The 16,081-nt window shown below is 70.6% G+C and carries 11 protein-coding genes; 5 read left to right on the top strand and 6 right to left on the bottom strand.

Going from position 1 to position 16,081, the window contains the following annotated elements; all coding sequences use genetic code 11:
• The first annotated feature begins 96 nt into the window (after positions 1 to 96).
• Positions 97 to 2,757, top strand: coding sequence for a bifunctional FO biosynthesis protein CofGH (locus ABT078_RS12975; RefSeq protein WP_351226878.1), 2,661 nt, complete (start codon positions 97 to 99; stop codon positions 2,755 to 2,757).
• A 433-nt stretch (positions 2,758 to 3,190) separates the two neighbouring features.
• Complete coding sequence (locus ABT078_RS12970) at positions 3,191 to 4,306, top strand: ADP-ribosylglycohydrolase family protein (protein ID WP_351226876.1); 1,116 nt, start codon at positions 3,191 to 3,193, stop codon at positions 4,304 to 4,306.
• 131 nt (positions 4,307 to 4,437) lie between these two features.
• On the opposite strand, the gene ABT078_RS12965 is transcribed toward ABT078_RS12970, so the two are convergent.
• Complete coding sequence (locus ABT078_RS12965) at positions 4,438 to 6,015, bottom strand: sodium:solute symporter family protein (RefSeq protein WP_351226874.1); 1,578 nt, start codon at positions 6,013 to 6,015, stop codon at positions 4,438 to 4,440.
• Between the two features lie 205 nt (positions 6,016 to 6,220).
• On the bottom strand, positions 6,221 to 7,003 hold the full coding sequence (locus ABT078_RS12960; protein WP_351226872.1) for an SDR family oxidoreductase: 783 nt from the start codon (positions 7,001 to 7,003) through the stop codon (positions 6,221 to 6,223).
• 81 nt (positions 7,004 to 7,084) lie between these two features.
• Between ABT078_RS12960 and ABT078_RS12955 the strand changes: the two genes are divergently transcribed.
• Positions 7,085 to 7,927: a hypothetical protein gene (locus tag ABT078_RS12955; RefSeq protein ID WP_351226870.1), complete on the top strand. Its 843-nt coding sequence runs from the start codon at positions 7,085 to 7,087 to the stop codon at positions 7,925 to 7,927.
• A 140-nt stretch (positions 7,928 to 8,067) separates the two neighbouring features.
• Here ABT078_RS12955 and ABT078_RS12950 read toward each other — a convergent pair whose 3' ends face one another.
• From ABT078_RS12950 to ABT078_RS12940, 3 genes are all read right to left on the bottom strand, one after another.
• Entirely contained in the window at positions 8,068 to 8,268 is a 201-nt protein-coding gene (locus tag ABT078_RS12950; RefSeq protein WP_351226868.1) for a DUF397 domain-containing protein, read from the bottom strand.
• Between the two features lie 186 nt (positions 8,269 to 8,454).
• Positions 8,455 to 9,312: a helix-turn-helix domain-containing protein gene (locus ABT078_RS12945; RefSeq protein WP_351226866.1), complete on the bottom strand. Its 858-nt coding sequence runs from the start codon at positions 9,310 to 9,312 to the stop codon at positions 8,455 to 8,457.
• Positions 9,313 to 9,585: 273 nt separating this feature from the next.
• Positions 9,586 to 10,308: a GOLPH3/VPS74 family protein gene (locus tag ABT078_RS12940; protein ID WP_351226864.1), complete on the bottom strand. Its 723-nt coding sequence runs from the start codon at positions 10,306 to 10,308 to the stop codon at positions 9,586 to 9,588.
• A 193-nt stretch (positions 10,309 to 10,501) separates the two neighbouring features.
• On the opposite strand from ABT078_RS12940, the gene ABT078_RS12935 reads away from it, so the two are divergent.
• Entirely contained in the window at positions 10,502 to 12,946 is a 2,445-nt protein-coding gene (locus ABT078_RS12935; protein WP_351226862.1) for a serine hydrolase, read from the top strand.
• A 261-nt stretch (positions 12,947 to 13,207) separates the two neighbouring features.
• Positions 13,208 to 14,917 carry a DUF8823 domain-containing protein gene (locus ABT078_RS12930; protein ID WP_351227121.1) on the top strand — a complete coding sequence of 570 codons (1,710 nt, stop codon included), beginning with the start codon at positions 13,208 to 13,210 and terminating at the stop codon, positions 14,915 to 14,917.
• A gap of 133 nt (positions 14,918 to 15,050) precedes the next feature.
• Here the strand turns inward: ABT078_RS12930 and ABT078_RS12925 are convergent, their stop codons facing one another.
• Positions 15,051 to 15,953, bottom strand: coding sequence for a MerR family transcriptional regulator (locus ABT078_RS12925; RefSeq protein ID WP_502981211.1), 903 nt, complete (start codon positions 15,951 to 15,953; stop codon positions 15,051 to 15,053).
• Positions 15,954 to 16,081 lie beyond the last annotated feature (128 nt).

The following is a 16,081-nucleotide window of genomic DNA, read 5'->3' as shown; positions in this document are numbered from 1 at the left end:
TGCCGGCATGGTCGGATTTCGCCTGGCAACCGAGTATGGCCGCACATGGCCGCATCTGCCCCCTCAGCTGTCACCTCGCGCTCGTATGCTCGCTGCATGACGGATCACCAGCCCGGACCGCAGCCTGAACCGCATGCCGGAACGCACCCCGGAACGCAGCCCGGGCGCCCCACCGCCAACGCCATGCGCCGTGCCCTGAAACGCGCCCGGGACGGTGTGGCCCTCGATGTGGCCGAGGCCGCCGTGCTGTTGCAGGCGCGTGGGGAGGATCTGGACGACCTGTGCGCGTCCGCGGCCCGGGTGCGGGACGCCGGGCTGGAGGCGGCGGGGCGGCCCGGTGTCATCACGTACTCGAAGAGCGTCTTCATTCCGCTCACCCGGCTGTGCCGTGACAAGTGCCACTACTGCACCTTCGCCACCGTCCCCGGCAAGCTGCGCCGCGCTCGGGCCACGGAGGGGGTACCTCCCACGTCGAAGACTGTGGGGATGTTCATGTCGCCGGACGAGGTGCTGGACATCGCCCGCCGGGGCGCCGAACTGGGCTGCAAGGAAGCGCTGATCACACTCGGGGACAAGCCCGAGGACCGCTGGCCCGAGGCGCGGGAGTGGCTGGAGGCCGAGGGGTACGACGACACGATCGCGTACGTACGGGCCATGGCGATCCGCATCCTGGAGGAGACCGGGCTGCTGCCCCACCTCAACCCCGGGGTCATGACCTGGACCGACTTCCAGCGGCTCAAGCCGGTCGCGCCGTCGATGGGCATGATGCTGGAGACCACCGCGACCCGCCTGTGGAGCGAGCCCGGCGGGCCGCACTACGGCTCGCCGGACAAGGAGCCGGCCGTGCGGCTGCGGGTGCTGGAGGACGCGGGGCGCTGCTCCGTGCCGTTCACCAGCGGGCTGCTGATCGGGATCGGGGAGACGTACGAGGAGCGCGCGGAGTCGCTGTTCGCGCTGCGCCGCGTCTCGCGGGCGTACCACGGCATCCAGGAGCTCATCATCCAGAACTTCCGCGCCAAGCCGGACACGGCCATGCGCGGGATGCCGGACGCCGAGCTGGACGACCTCGTCGCGACCATCGCCGTCGCACGGCACATCATGGGTCCTTCGGGCTGTCTGCAGGCGCCGCCGAACCTCGTGGACGACGAGTACCGTCGTCTGATCGGCGCCGGGATCGACGACTGGGGCGGGGTGTCGCCGCTCACCATCGACCACGTCAACCCCGAGCGGCCCTGGCCGCAGATCGAGCAGCTCGCCGAGCAGTCCGCGGCGGCGGGCTTCGAGCTACGGGAACGGTTGTGCGTGTACCCCGAGTTCGTGCAGCGCGGCGAGCCCTGGCTGGACCCGCGGCTGCTGCCGCACGTACGGGCCCTGGCCGACCCGGAGACGGGACTGGCCGGCGAGGACGCGCTCGCGCGGGGTCTGCCCTGGCAGGAGCCCGAGGAGGCGTTCACCTCCGCCGGGCGCACCGAGCTGCACCGCACCATCGACACCGACGGGCGGACCTCGGACCGCCGCGACGACTTCGACGAGGTGTACGGCGACTGGGAGGCGCTGCGCGAGGCCGCGGCGCCCGGCATGGTGCCGTCCCGTATCGACACGGACGTCCGCGCGGCGCTCGCGACCGCCGCCGACGACCCGACGAAGCTCACCGACGACGAGGCCCTCGCGCTGCTGCACGCGGACGGGCCCGCGCTGGACGCCCTCACCCGTATCGCCGACGACGTCCGCAGGTCGGCCGTGGGAGACGACATCACGTACATCGTCACGCGGAACATCAACTTCACGAACGTCTGCTACACCGGCTGCCGGTTCTGTGCCTTCGCCCAGCGCCGCACGGACGCCGACGCGTACACGCTCTCGCTCGAACAGGTCGCGGACCGGGCGGCGCAGGCGTGGGACGTCGGGGCCGTCGAGGTCTGCATGCAGGGCGGCATCCACCCGGACCTGCCCGGCACGGCGTACTTCGACATCGCGCGGGCCGTGAAGGAGCGCGTGCCCGGCATGCATGTGCACGCCTTCTCGCCGATGGAGGTCGTCAACGGCGCGACCAGGACCGGCATGTCGATCCGGGAGTGGCTCACGGCCGCGAAGGAGGCCGGGCTCGACTCGATCCCCGGGACGGCCGCCGAGATCCTCGACGACGAGGTGCGCTGGGTGCTCACGAAGGGCAAGCTGCCCACCGCCACCTGGATCGAGGTCGTCACCACCGCTCACGAGCTGGGCATCCGCTCGTCCTCGACCATGATGTACGGGCACGTGGACCAGCCCCGGCACTGGCTCGGCCACTTCCGGACGCTCGCCCGCATCCAGCAGCGGACGGGTGGCTTCACAGAGTTCGTGACCCTGCCCTTCATCCACACCAACGCGCCCGTGTATCTGGCGGGCATCGCCCGGCCGGGGCCGACGACCCGCGACAACCGCGCGGTGACGGCGATGGCCCGGTTGCTCCTGCACCCGTACATTCCGAACATCCAGACCAGCTGGGTGAAGCTCGGCACCGAGGGCGCCGCGGAGATGCTCCGCTCCGGGGCGAACGACCTGGGCGGCACGCTCATGGAGGAGACGATCTCCCGGATGGCGGGCTCCAGTTACGGCTCGTACCGCTCGGTCAAGGACCTGGTCGCCATCGCGGAGGCGGCGGGGCGGCCGGCCAAGCCGCGTACGACGCTGTACGGGGAGGTGCCGGAGGAACGGCAGCGGGCAGCCATGGCCTCCGACGGCCATCTGCCGGAGCTGCTGCCCCTCGCCGACTGAGGCAACGGGTCCCGGCAGGACCGGTGGCCTCGGTATAACCGGGGCCTCGGCGGTGACCGGGGCCGGGTCCCCGTCGGGACCCGGCCCCGAGTACGGGGGCGCAGGCTCTGGCCGGGCCGGCAGGTCCCGTTTCAGCTCGCGCAGGCTGCGGCGACCGCGGTGCAGGCGGCAGGGACCGTGACGCCTTTCACAGCGGTGAGTGCGGTGACGGCAGTGACGGCAGTGACTGCGGTGACGGCCCTGACACGAGTAAGAAGGGCCATGCGGCGGACCCTGCGGATCCCGGACGGCACAGCCGGAAATCCGCCATGAACGGTGCTCAAAACCGGCCTGAGGGGCGACCGGGCACATACCCTTCCGGCTCGATTCCGCCCATGAAGCGATCTCACGCGGTCGATTACAGTGCTGCGCACGAATGGGGAGGGAGTTGCGCGTGACCACCGCAACCACAGCCGTCTGGGGCCGTACCGAGCAGCAGGACTTCCGCGCCCGGGTGCGCGGCTGTCTGCTGGGCGCGGCCATCGGCGACGCGCTCGGCGCCGGGGTCGCGCAGACGACCCTCGACGAGATCCGCGCAGCCCACGGTGCCGACGGCGTCGGCGACTTCGTTCCCGCGTACGGCCGCCGCGGCGCCGTCACCGCCGCGACCCAGCTCACCCTCTTCACCGTGGACGGGCTGATCCGTGCCCAGGTGCGCCGGGACACCGGCGCCTGGCACCCGCCCACCGACGTGCACCGTGCCCATCTGCGCTGGGCGGCGACCCAGCGCGACTGGGGCCCCGACGAGCGCCGCAAGGACAATGGCTGGCTCGCCCGCGAGGAGTGGCTGTACGCCCGCCGCGACCCCGACCGCTCCACTCTCACCGGGCTCGCCGACGAGTTCCTCGGCACCCTCGACAAGCCCAAGAACCCCACCGCGCGCGATGCCGGAGCGCTCGTCCGCTCGGCGCCCTTCGGGCTGCTGGTCGGCTGGGAGCCGCAGCTGGTCTGCCAGCTCGCCGTCGAGTGCGCGGCCCAGACCCACGGTCACCCCACCGCGTATCTCTCGGCCGGTGCCTTCGCCGTCATCGTGCACGGTCTGGCCCGCGGCGAGACCGTCGACGGGTCCGTCCAGCGCGCCCTCTCCCTGCTCGCGGCCCGCCCCGGCCACCAGCCCGTCACCGACGCACTGAAGCAGGCTCTCGGCGCCGTACGGCAGGGCATCCCGAGCGCCGCCCGCATCGCCGCGCTCGGCAACGGGCAGCACGCCGAGGACGCCCTCGCCGTCGCCGTCTACTGCACCCTCGTCAGCGACGAGATCCGTCACGGCCTGCGCCTCGCCGTCAACCACGACGGCCCGTCGCACACCACGGGCACCCTCTGCGGCGCTCTGCTCGGCGCACTCCACGGCGAGACCGCCCTGCCCGCGGCCTGGCTCGCGGAGCTGGAGGGCCGGCCCACCATCCTCGAACTCGCCGACGACTTCGCCATGGAGATGACCCAGGGGCCGTCCCTCCACGGCCCGGGGGTCTCGGCGCCGGGCTGGCTGCTGCGCTATCCGAGGGGCTGAACGACAGAGCGCCGAGCGACCGGGGGGCCGCGCGGCCGAGGGGCTGGACGCCGGACCGAAGGGCTGAACGACAGGGGCGGGCGGCCCCCCGTACGGACCGCCCGCCCCTGCCGTCGCTCCTCGGCTGCCGTCTACTCCTTGGCGGCCGGCTGCGTCACCGTGTCGCCGGCAGCGGCCGGCCCGGGGATGGCCGCTGTGGCCGCCCCGCCCCCACTGCCCGGGTTGAGCTGCGCGAGGATCCCGTCCCGCTCCGGTGTGTCCTCGGGCTTGATGTAGCCGATGAGGACGAAGAGCACCAGCGAGACCGCGAGCGGGATGGAGACCTGGTACTGCAGCGGGACGCCGCCCTCGACGTTCCAGTTGATCGGGTAGTTCACCAGCCAGAACGTCAACAGGCCCAGACCCCAGCTGAGCAGCGCGGCGGTGGGGCCGCTCCTGCGGAACCACGGCAGCAGACCGAGCATCAGCGGGATTGCGATCGGGCCCATCAGACCGGCCACCCACTTGATGACGACGGTGATGATGTCCCCGAAGAATGCCGAGTTGACCTGGGTCGCGATGGCCATCGACAGACCGAGGAAGAGCAGCGTCGACCAGCGGGCGGCGAGCAGTCCCGCGCGGGTGTCCCATTCGCGGACCTTGCGGGAGACGGCGGGCATGATGTCACGGGTGACGACCGCCGCGATCGCGTTGGCATCGGAGGAGCACATCGCCATCGTGTGGGAGAAGAAGCCCACGACGACCAGGCCCAGCAGACCGTGCGGCAGGAGCTGTTCGGCCATCAGGGCGTACGAGTCGGCCGGAACGACGTTCGTCTCGTCGCTCAGGATCACCGGCGCCACCCACATCGGGAAGAACAGCACCAGCGGCCAGATCAGCCAGAGCAGGGCGGACAGCCGGCCCGAGCGCTCGGCGGAGCGGGCGGAGTCGGTGGCCATGTAGCGCTGGGCCTGGTTCCACATGCCGCCGTTGTACTCGAAGGTCTTGATGAACAGATAGGCGATCAGGAAGACCATCATGTACGGGCCGGCGAGCGGCTCGGTGTGACCCGACATCGCGGGCTCGTCCCAGACGCTCCACAGGCTGCTGAAGCCGCCCAGTTCGGCCATGACGGCCACCAGCATCGCGATGCCTGCCAGGAACTGGATGATGAACTGGCCGAGTTCCGTGAGGGCGTCCGCCCACAGGCCGCCGACCGTGCAGTAGACGGCGGTGACCGCGCCGGTGATCAGGATGCCCATGTTGAGCGAGACACCGGTGAAGACGGAGAGCAGCGTCGCGATGGCCGCCCACTTGGCGCCGACGTCCACGATCTTCAGCAGGACACCGGACCAGGCGAGGGCCTGCTGGGTGGGCAGGTTGTAGCGGTCCTTGAGGTATTCGAGCGGCGAGGAGACATGAAGGCGTGAGCGGACCCGGTTGAGGCGTGGGGCGAAGAGCCGGGAACCGATCGCGATGCCGATCGCGATGGGGAAGGACCAGGTGACGTACGAGGTCACGCCGTAGGTGTAGGCGATGGCCGCGTACCCCGTGAACATGACGGCGCTGTAGCCGGACATGTGGTGCGAGATGCCCGACAGCCACCACGGCATCTTGCCGCCGGCGGTGAAGAAGTCGCTGACGTTGTCCACGCGCTTGTGGGACCAGACGCCGATGGCGACCATCACGCCGAAGTAGCCGATGAGCACTGTCCAGTCGAGACTGTTCATGTCCTGCCCCCTCCAGGGGTCCGCCTTGTGAACGCCGTTCATGGTGTGGCCATTTACGCGGCCACGACAACGAGTCGAAAGGTCAAGAGCAAGTAAAATTGTTCGAGTTATTGACCTTTATTCACATCCATGACCGCGCGGAAGACGAAAAGAGGCCGCACGGCGATGCTCGCCCGTGCGGCCCGAGGGGGAGGTGGGGTGCGGGTTACCGCATCAGCTCGCCGGCGTTGACCAGCAGCGACTGTCCCGTGATCGCCCGCGCCCGGTCGGAGGCGAGGAAGGCGACGGCCTCCGCCACGTCCCCGTCCGTGGCCAGTTCCGGCAGGGCCATGCGCTCGGTCAGCCGGCCGAGCACGTCCGACTCCGGTACGCCCTCGGTGTGCGCGGTGAACTGGACGTACGCCTCGACCGGCGGCCCCCACATCCAGCCGGGCAGCACGGTGTTGACCCTGATCCGGTGCGGGCCGAGCTCGCGCGCCAGGGAGTACATCGCGGAGGTGAGTGCGCCCTTCGATGCCGCGTATGCCGCCTGGCGGACCTGGGAGGGGGCGGCCACCGCCGACTGGGTGCCGATGATGACGACGGAGCCGCCGCGTTCCTTCAGTGCCGGCAGGCAGGCCCGGGTCATGCGCAGCGTTCCCAGCAGATTGACGTCGACGACCTGCTGCCAGGTCGCGAAGTCCGCGTCCTCCAGGCCGCCGAAGTAGCTGTCCCAGGCGGCCACATGGACGACCGCGTCGATCCGCCCGAAGCGTTCGACGGCGAGCGCCGCGAGCGCCTCGCACTGCGCCTCGTCGGTGATGTCGGTGGGGCGGTGGGCGGTGTGGGCGCCCTCGGGGTCGATCTCCGCGGCGGTCTTGACGAGATTCGCCTCCGTGCGCGCGCCGAGGACGGCGTTGCCCCCGTCCTGTACGACGGTCGCGGCGACCTGGTGCCCCAGCCCGGCGCCGACGCCGGACACGATGACGGTCTTTCCCTGCAGCAGCATCTCGGTGCCTCCGGACTCTGGTCCTTCATCTGACGGTGCGTCAGAGTAGGTCCGTCCACCGGAGGAAGGAAGGGGAGCGTCGTGAGCGAGGACACCCGGTCCGAGGTGTACGCGGAACTGGCGGCCGTCGGCCCCTACGGAGTCCACCCGGGCCATGCCCTGATCACCATGGTCGAGCCGCATCCCGGCCACGAGTACGCGTACAACCGCTGGTACGAGGACGACCACTACTACGCGGGCGCGATGGCGATGCCCTGGATGTACGCGGGGCGGCGCTGGGTGGCGACCCGGGAACTGCAGCTCCTGCGCTACCCGGAGAAGTCGGCGGTCGCCCAGCCGGTGACGGCGGGGTGCTACATCTCCACCTACTGGATCACGGAAGGCCGCTACGACGACCACATGAAGTGGACCGTCGGCATCAACAAGCGGCTGAACCGTGACGGCCGCGTCTATCAGGACCGTACGCATGTCTTCACCGCGTTCCAGGACCATGTGGCGACCGTCTACCGGGACGGCGCCGCCGGTCCGCGCGACCACCACGCGCTCGACCACCCCTACGCGGGGCTGGTCGTGGAGGTGATCGACGCCGAGGGGCCGGAGCAGCGGGCGGAGCTGCTGGAGTGGCTGCGGTCGCGCGAGCTGCCGAGGCAGCTCGCCCCCAAGGGGAATGTCGCGGCATCCGCGGCCATGGTGGCGGTCTTCCGGCCGACGCCGCTCCCGCTGGACCGGATGTCGTACGTCAAGCAGGTGGAGGGCGTCGACACGCGCCTGACGCTGCTCTGGTTCCTGGAGGAGGACCCGCGCGCCTGCTGGGAGGACCGCTTCGCGGACCTGGAGGCGGGGGAGCTCGGGCGGGTGGAGCTGGTGGCACCGTTCATTCCGACCGTGCCGGGGACGGACCGCTATGTGGACCAGCTGCGCTGACGCGGTACTGCGGGGAGAAAAGCCGAGCCCCCTCGGCCGGGACGGCGGACCAGTCGAGAGGGCTCTGTCGTTGAAATCCGGTATTTTCCGTTGGTTCCGGTATTTCGGTATCCCTTGAGGTCGAGGTCCTACCAGGTCTCCTAGAGGGAACCCTTGCTCACCTCGTACACGAAGGCGTTCCACGAATCCGGGACGAAGGTGAGCGAGGGTCCCGCGGGGACTTTGGAGTCCCGCACGGCGATTGCCTGCACAACGGGGGACTTGACCTCGACGCAAGCGCCGTTTCCGCCGGAGTACGAGGACTTGGTCCACGTGTCCAGGGCGCCCTTTTGAATAGCCATGTGCATCTCCGGTTCCAGGTTGGTCGTTGCCGCCGACGTTCCTGACGGCGTGATCACGACGCTACTTGGCTGGCTCTCCGGATGAGAACGGCCGTTCACCCGACCGGATGGCATATTCCAGTGTGGTCTTCCGGGAAACGCTGGTGACGGTGTACCGTGCGCGCCCGCGAGTTTGTTGCTCGGGCGTTACCTGGCGTATCCCTTGGCGATGTCCTCGATGAACTCCCGGGTATGGTCCACATTCAGCGCCTGCGCGCGCAGGTGCTCGTACATCACGGTGTACTTGTGGACATCGTTCGCCTTCTCCAGATAAAGGTCGCTGGTGACACCCTCGATGTAGACGACGCTCGAGTCCGATGCGTCCGGAAACTCCAGCACCGCGTAGTGCCCGGTGATGCCGGGGTGCGCGCCCATGCTGAACGGCAGCACCTGGACCGTGACATGCGGCAGTTGCGACTGCTCCACCAGGTACTCCAGCTGGTCGCGCATCAGCTGCTCATTGCCCACCACGCGGCGCAGCGCGGCCTCGTCGACCACCGCCCACAGCCGCAGCGGATTGTCGGGCGTCGTGATGCGCTCCTGTCGGCGCATCCTGACCTGCACCCGCTTCTCGACATCGCTGACCGGTGTCTCGGGCAGCGCGCCGGCGATCAGGGCCTCCGCGTACTGCCGGGTCTGGAGCAGGCCGGGCACGATCTGCGGCTCGTACACGCGCAGGCTCGCGGCGTCGGTCTCCAGGCCGATGTAGACGCTGTACGGGATGTCGCCGAAGGCGTGCCACCAGCCCTGCTGGCGGGAGTCCTTGGCCATCTGCATCAGCGAGTCGACGACCCGGTGGTCCTCGACCTCGTACACCCCGCAGAGATCGCGGACGTCGCGCTGGCTGATCGAACGCCGGCCGTTCTCCAGCCGGCTGATCTTCGACTGGGAGACGAGAAGGCGCTCCGCCACCTCCTCCGCGGTCATGCCCTTGAGCTCGCGGAGCCGGCGCAGCTCCTGACCCAGGCGGCGGCGCCTGACGGTGGGGTTGACGTTGGACGCCACAGGAACTGCACCTCCGGCTAGGGACTTCATCTGTTCGTTGCTGTCCGTATCTACGTCCCAGCAGACTGCCACCAATGGTGCTGGCTGCGCTGGGAAATGACGACACGCGAGACAACGCGAACGCGCGGAGCAGTCGCGATGACTGCTCCGCGCATTCAGTGCGGCTCCCGAACCGGGCCTTCCGTGGAGGGTGTTGTTCTTGCCTGCTCGGACTCGCCGGGTGACTCGGTTCGCTCGGTGATTCGGTCCGATCGGGTTGCTCGGACCGACTGCTCAGTGTGCGGCGGCGCGGGCCATGCTTCCGCGGCGCGGTTGCACCGGTACGGCGGACTGGCGACCGGGCGGGGCCGCCGGGCTACGGCGCGGCTGTGCTGCCGCACCGTTCTGGACGTCCATCACGGCGTGCGCCACGAGGCCGCCCATGGGGTCGTGCCTGATCAGATCCCGGAGCCTGGAGCGCGATGAACGCCCCTCGTTCCCGGGATACAAGTGCTTGCCTAGGCCGACCGCATGGGCCAGCGCGGCGAGCGCCGCGGTCCGCGGGTCCGGTGGTACGCCGGTGCGGATCGCACTGTCGAGCCGGGCCTTGATGTCCCGGCTGACCGCCGTGTCCGTCGCCTGGTAGCGAGTCGTCGGCAGCACCCCGCACATCTGGCCCGCCACGGCATGCACCATGCCGCACCGCTCCAGGTGCGCGAGATAGATCTGGCGCAGCCCCAGTCGGGGCCCGCCGATCCAGTGGACCGCCCGTACCGGACTGCCGCGTCTGCGCAGCAGCTCCAGTGCGGAGTCCAGTGTCGGATCTCCTGTCGGCCGTGGCATCACCACGGCGATACGATCCCCGTCAGGGGCTATCCGTCCTGCCAGCGCCAGCTCCACTAGCTGTGCTCCGGCCAGGCCGAGGTCGAGCGACTGCGGCTGCGCTGTGGTACCCGTGGTCGGGTCCAGAGCGAGCAACAGAAGCTCTTCCGGAAGTGTTCTGCGGCTCCTGCCCATCCATGCCTCCCCGCGTGGATGAATGACAGGGTGACGCCTCTCACATTGGTCTGTCGAGAGTGCCTGGGTGCTTCGTACGGGAACCGGTAGGTATGTCGTTCTCGTCTAGCACGGGGGCCAAGCGCTCACACAGGACACTGGTAGATGGTTCGGACAGCGACGTTTCGCGGCGCGTAGGCATGGAGGAGGCACGGTGGCGGGCGAGTCCCCCGACAAGTCGGAGCAGCAGAAGTCGTCGGGGGAGACGACTTCGGGCGACCGCGATCCGCGGCTTGCCGTGTTCCGTCAGGAGGCGGCGGCGCCGCGGGCGGAGGGGCCGATCGACCAGCCGACGGCGGTGTTCAAGACGCTGCCGTCGCCTGCTGCCGCGCGAGACGCGGCGGGGTCGGCTTCCGGTTCCGGTTCTGGTTCCGGTTCGGCCGGGGACGGTGCGGTTGCGTCGTCCGCTGCGGCCGGTTCGGCCGATGTGCTCGATGCCGGCGACGAGAACGAGGATCCGGACGCGCCTGCGGAGCCGGATGCCTCGTCGGACGGCGACGACGCGCGGCTGCGGGCTGCGGTGGCGGCGTGGGTCTCCAGGTCCGACAAGTCGCGGGAGCCGGAGCCGGCGCCGGACACGGACGTGGCCACGGAGGCGGGCGCCTCGGTCGACGACGAGGCCGATGTCGATGTCGAGGACGGCGACGACTCGGACGGGGATGCCGACCAGGACGCGGAGACGGCCGCTGCGGCGGAGGACGCGGCGACGTCCGAGCCGACCGTTGCATCCGACGCGTCCGAGCCTGCTGAAGGCGACGACGATGACCCGACCACGAATGTCGAGGACGGTGGCGCCCATGCTCCCGCTCCTGCCTCGTCGGAGGCGCACGAGCCCGAGTCGTCCGACGCCGAGGACGCGGATGGCGCCGACGCCGACGCCGACGCCGACGCCGAGGACGCGGATGGCGCCGACGCCGACGCCGAGGACGCGGATGGCGCCGACGCCGACGCCGAGGACGACGAGCAGGACGGCCGGCCGGTCGATCAGCCGACCGCCGTGTTCAAGGCGCTGCCCCGGCCGGCCGTCGACCAGCCCACCACCGCGCTGAAGATCACCCCGCCGCCCGCGCCCGAGCCGGGGGCGAAGCCCGAACCGAAGCCCACGCCCGAGCTGAAGCCGCAGACCGAGGCCGAGCCGGAGACCGGACCCAAGCCGGAGACCGAGGCCGAGCGGACCAGCAAGTTCGTACCGCTGCGCCGTGACGAGGTGCACCCGGCCCCGGCCCCCGCCCCGGCCGCGTCCCCCGCATTCGCACCCGCCGCGCCCGCGTCGCTCCCCGAGGTCGAGCGGACCAAGCAGCAGCCGCTGCCGCCCAAGCCGCCGCTCGACCTGCTCGCCGAGCTGACGAACACGCCGCCGCCGCCCCAGACCCCGGTCCGGACCGCCATGCGGCGGATCAGGATCTGGACGCCGCTCGTCGTGCTGCTCCTGATCGTCTTTGCGATCGTGCAGCTCGTGCGGCCGCTCCCGGAACCGGTCCTCACGCTGACCGCCACGTCCGAGTACACCTTCGACGGCGGGGCCCCCGAGCTCCCGTGGCCCGCCGAGGGCCAGTCGGCCGTCGAGGTCGAGGGCGTCGGCAGTCTCGGCACACGCGGAGCGCAGGAGCCCGCGCCGATCGCGAGCGTCGCGAAGACGATGACGGCCTACGTGATCCTCGAGAACCATCCGCTCAAGGGCCAGGAGACCGGCCCCCAGATCGAGGTGGACCAGAAGGCCGAGGAGGAGTCCAAGGCCGAGGACGAGTCGACGGCTCCCATCCGCGCGGGCCAGAAGTTCAGCGAGAAGCAGATGCTCCAGCTGCTGATGATCCCGTCCGGGAACAACGCGGCGCGCCTGCTCGCCCGCTGGGACTCCCCGTCGGAGGCCGCGTTCGTCGAGAAGATGAACGCTGCGGCCAAGGAACTCGGCATGAACGACACCACGTACACGGACCCGAGCGGACTGAAGGCCACGACCGTGTCCACGGCGTCGGACCAGCTGAAGCTGGCCAAGGCGGTCATGCAGAACGACGTCTTCCGGGAGATCGTCAACACTCCGGAGACCGTGATCGACGGCATCGACGGGAAGATCTACAACAACAACAACATTCTTCTGAACCCCGGCGTCAGCGGCATCAAGACCGGTTCGTCGACGCCCGCGGGCGGCAACCTCCTCTGGGCCGCCGACACCGTCGTCGACGGCAAGTCCCGCCGCATCTACGGCGCGGTCTTCGGCATCCAGCGCGGCGACTCGCCCAACGCGAAGCTGGAGTCGTCCCTGCAGGACAGCCTCAAGCTGATCCAGGGCGCCCAGGCGGCGGTCAGCTCGGCGACCGTCGTGAAGAAGGGCACGGTCGTCGGATACGTGGACGACGGCCTCGGCGGCCGCGTCCCTGTCGTCGCGACCAAGGACGTGAAGGCGCTCGGCTGGCCCGGCCTGAAGGTCGAGCTCGAGATCGGCGCGGGCAGGGCCGCGATCCCGCACGCCGCGAAGGCGGGCATGGTCGTCGGCGAGGTGTCGGTCGGCACCGGCACCGGCAAGGCCTCGTCGCCGCTCGTTCTGCAGTCCGACCTGGAGGAGCCGGGCGTCGGCGCGAAGCTGACCCGCGTCGCCTAGTTCACCCGGTGACCCACCTGTGACAGCGGCCCTGAGCACGGAACACCCACCGTGCCGGGGCCGCTGTCGTCCGCGCTGCCGCACCAGAACTCGCGTGCTAGCGTCCGGGCAACGTGACACCCCCGTGAGGCGTCCCTGTACCTGGGGGGCTGACACGTGGGGACGACGGGGAGAACCGAAGTGATCACCGCTGAGCCGACGCCGGCGTACGCCGACCATGAGGTCGAACCGTCCGCCCGCGGCAGCCTGCGGCAGCGCACCCTGCGCTTCCTCCGCCACCCGGTGGCCGTCGCCGCACTCACCGCGGGCGTCGCCCATGTCGTCTGGTTCTTCGTCTTCGCAAACAGCGGCGGGGACCTCGCGGCCCAGGACGCGTGGGCCGAGTTCGTCGGCCGGCACCCCGACTCCGCTTACAACCTCGCCTGGTACGGGGGCATGCACCCCGTCTCGTACAGCGTGGTGTCCCCGTATCTGATGTCCCTGCTCGGCGTGCGGACGACGATGATGATCGTCGGCACGCTGTCCGCGGCACTGACCGCGCTGATCCTGACCCGCGTCCGCGCCGTCCGCAATCCGTCGGCCTGCGCGCTCGCCGCCGTCTTCGCCTTCGTGTGCAACGCGCTGTCCGGGCGGGTCACCTTCGGGCTCGGGATGCTCTTCGCGCTGGGCGCGGTCACGGCCGTGTTCTGCTGGCCGTACCGCTGGCGGTACAAGCGGTGGGCGAAGGCCGCGGTCGCCGCGCCGCTCGCGGGGCTCGCGACCGCGTCGAGCCCCGTCGCCGGGCTGTTCCTCGGGGTCGTCGCGGCGGCGCTGTTCCTGAACAAGCGGCGCCCGGGTGCGTATGCGCTCGGGCTCGCCCCGATGGCGGTCGTGGCGCTGTCGGCGTGGCTGTTCCCGTTCTCCGGTACGCAGCCGATGTCGCTGGCGTCGACGTCGCTGCCGTTCCTCTTCGGGGTGCTCGTCCTCGTGCTCGTACCGAAGGACTGGCGGACGGTCCGCACCGCCGCCGCCGTGTACGCCGCCGGGACCCTCCTCACCTTCGTCGTCGACTCGCAGATCGGCTCGAACGTCTCGCGGCTCGCGATGCTGTTCGCCGGTGTCGTGCTGCTTGCGGCGCTGCCGTACGCCGCCCCGCGCTCGCTCAAGTGGTACGCGCTCGTCCTGGCCTTCGTCGGTCTCAACGGATGGATCGGCTTCAAGAGCGTCGACGACATCGTCCGTACGGCTCCGGCCGCGTCCTGGACGCGCGAACTCGCGCCGCTCGTGAACCAGCTCCAGCAGGCCGGGGCCGACAAGGGCCGCGTCGAGGTCGTCCCGGCCAGCAGCCACCGCGAGGCGTCGGCGCTCGCGCCGTACGTCAATCTCGCGCGCGGCTGGAACCGCCAGGCCGACATCGAGCGAAACCCGCTCTTCTACGACGACACCCTCAATGCCGACAACTACCGCGAATGGCTCGACCGCTGGGCGGTGCACTACGTGGTGCTGCCCAAGGGCATGCCCGACTCGGGCGGCGGCCAGAAGGAGGCGGAGATCGTCGAGCGCGGGCAGCCGTACCTCGAACGGGTCTGGGCCGACGCGAACTGGCAGCTCTTCGCCGTCCGCGACCCGATGCCGCTCGCGGACCCGCCGGCGACCGTGGACCGGGCGGGCGCCGGCGAGCTGACCATCCGTGTGCGCACCGCGGGCCGGGTGCTGATCCGCATCCCGTACTCGCCCTGGCTCGGCCTCGTCGACGAGCAGGGCCGGAGCGTGCCGCAGCCGGAGGAGACCGATGCGTCGAAGGCGCGGTCGGACGACGAGCCGCGGACGTTCGTCAACGTGGCCGGCTGCCTGCTGAAGGCGGAGGAGGACGCGGAGGGCGACGAGTGGACGGAACTCCTCGCCCCCCGCCCGGGCGTGTACCGGCTGGCGGCGCCGTACCAGTTGCCGCGGGGGACGCCGTGCCCGGAGGAACTCCGCGAAGCGCGCTGAGGCTGCGGCCCGGCCCCGCCGCCCCGGTCGGCGCTCCGCCGCGGACCGGTACCGGCGGGTGGCCCGGGTGCCCGTCCTCGAACGCCGTACGGACCGGAAGCTGCCCGGCACCAGCAGGTGGCGGTCCGCGCCGCTACGCCACCGGGAAGGCGATGTCGCACACCTCGTCCGTCGCCCCCACCGCGTCCCAGTCGGCGAAGTACACCTCCCTGCACGGGCCAGTGATCGTCAGACCCTTCCGCTCGACCCATGCCTCGACCGCCTCGAAGGCCGAGATGATCTGCGGGTACGCCACCTGGGCCTTGGTGATGCGGGTGTACGCGAGGCGCTGCGGGGGTTCGACGCGGAGGGCCGTCCCCGACGTCGCACCACGGCAGTTCGCCGCCACCCACTCCTCGGCGGCCCTCGCGTCGGCGACCGGCACGCAGGCCTCCGCCGGGCCGTCGCTGTCCGGGCTCACTTCGGCGTGGTAGGCGACGTACGGGGCTCCCGCCGTGCCCCCGCACTCCTCGGCCGCCCGGAGCAGTCGGTCGAGTGCGGCCGGGATCCAGCGCGGCAGCTCGTCCGTGAGAAGGTGCTTGCGCTCGGCGAGCACCGCCTGTTCCGGTACGTCACATGTCCTGATCTCGTACATCGTGGGTCTCCTGCCCGAGAGCCGTTCACGGAGATGGGCCACGACGGCGCCCTGCACGGCACGCCGTTCCTCGACGTCCGTCCAGTACGCGGCCACGGCCTCCGCGGCCTGCGCCCCCGGCAGCTCCACCACCTCGGCGATGCGCGCGAGCGGCATGTCGATCTGCCGCAGGAGCGCGACGAGCCGGGCGCGTTCCACCTGTTCGGCGCGGTACCAGCGGTAGCCGGTCGCCTCGTCGACGTACGCGGGGGCGAGGAGCCCCAGCCGGTCGTACAGGCGGAGCGCCTTGGGCGACAGCCGCGCACGAGCGGCGAAGGCCCCGATGGTGAGCGGAGCTTCCCGCAAGGCGCTGTCCGGGGGCGCGTCCGGGGAGTCGTCGTGCACGGTCCCATCCTCCGTCACCGGGCGGCGTCTTCCTTGTCCGCCCGGCAGGAGGACGGTGCGCCTTGCCCCTGGGACAAGGTCAAGGTCAGATCTTGTGGATCGATATCGCGTCGAGACGCTTGAGTGCCTACCGGTCGGTACGAACT

It is taken from the genome of Streptomyces sp. NPDC002133 (assembly GCF_040296405.1).
Classification (GTDB): domain Bacteria; phylum Actinomycetota; class Actinomycetes; order Streptomycetales; family Streptomycetaceae; genus Streptomyces.
Note: the sequence above shows the minus strand (reverse complement) of the source record. Positions and strands in the feature narration are given on the sequence as shown.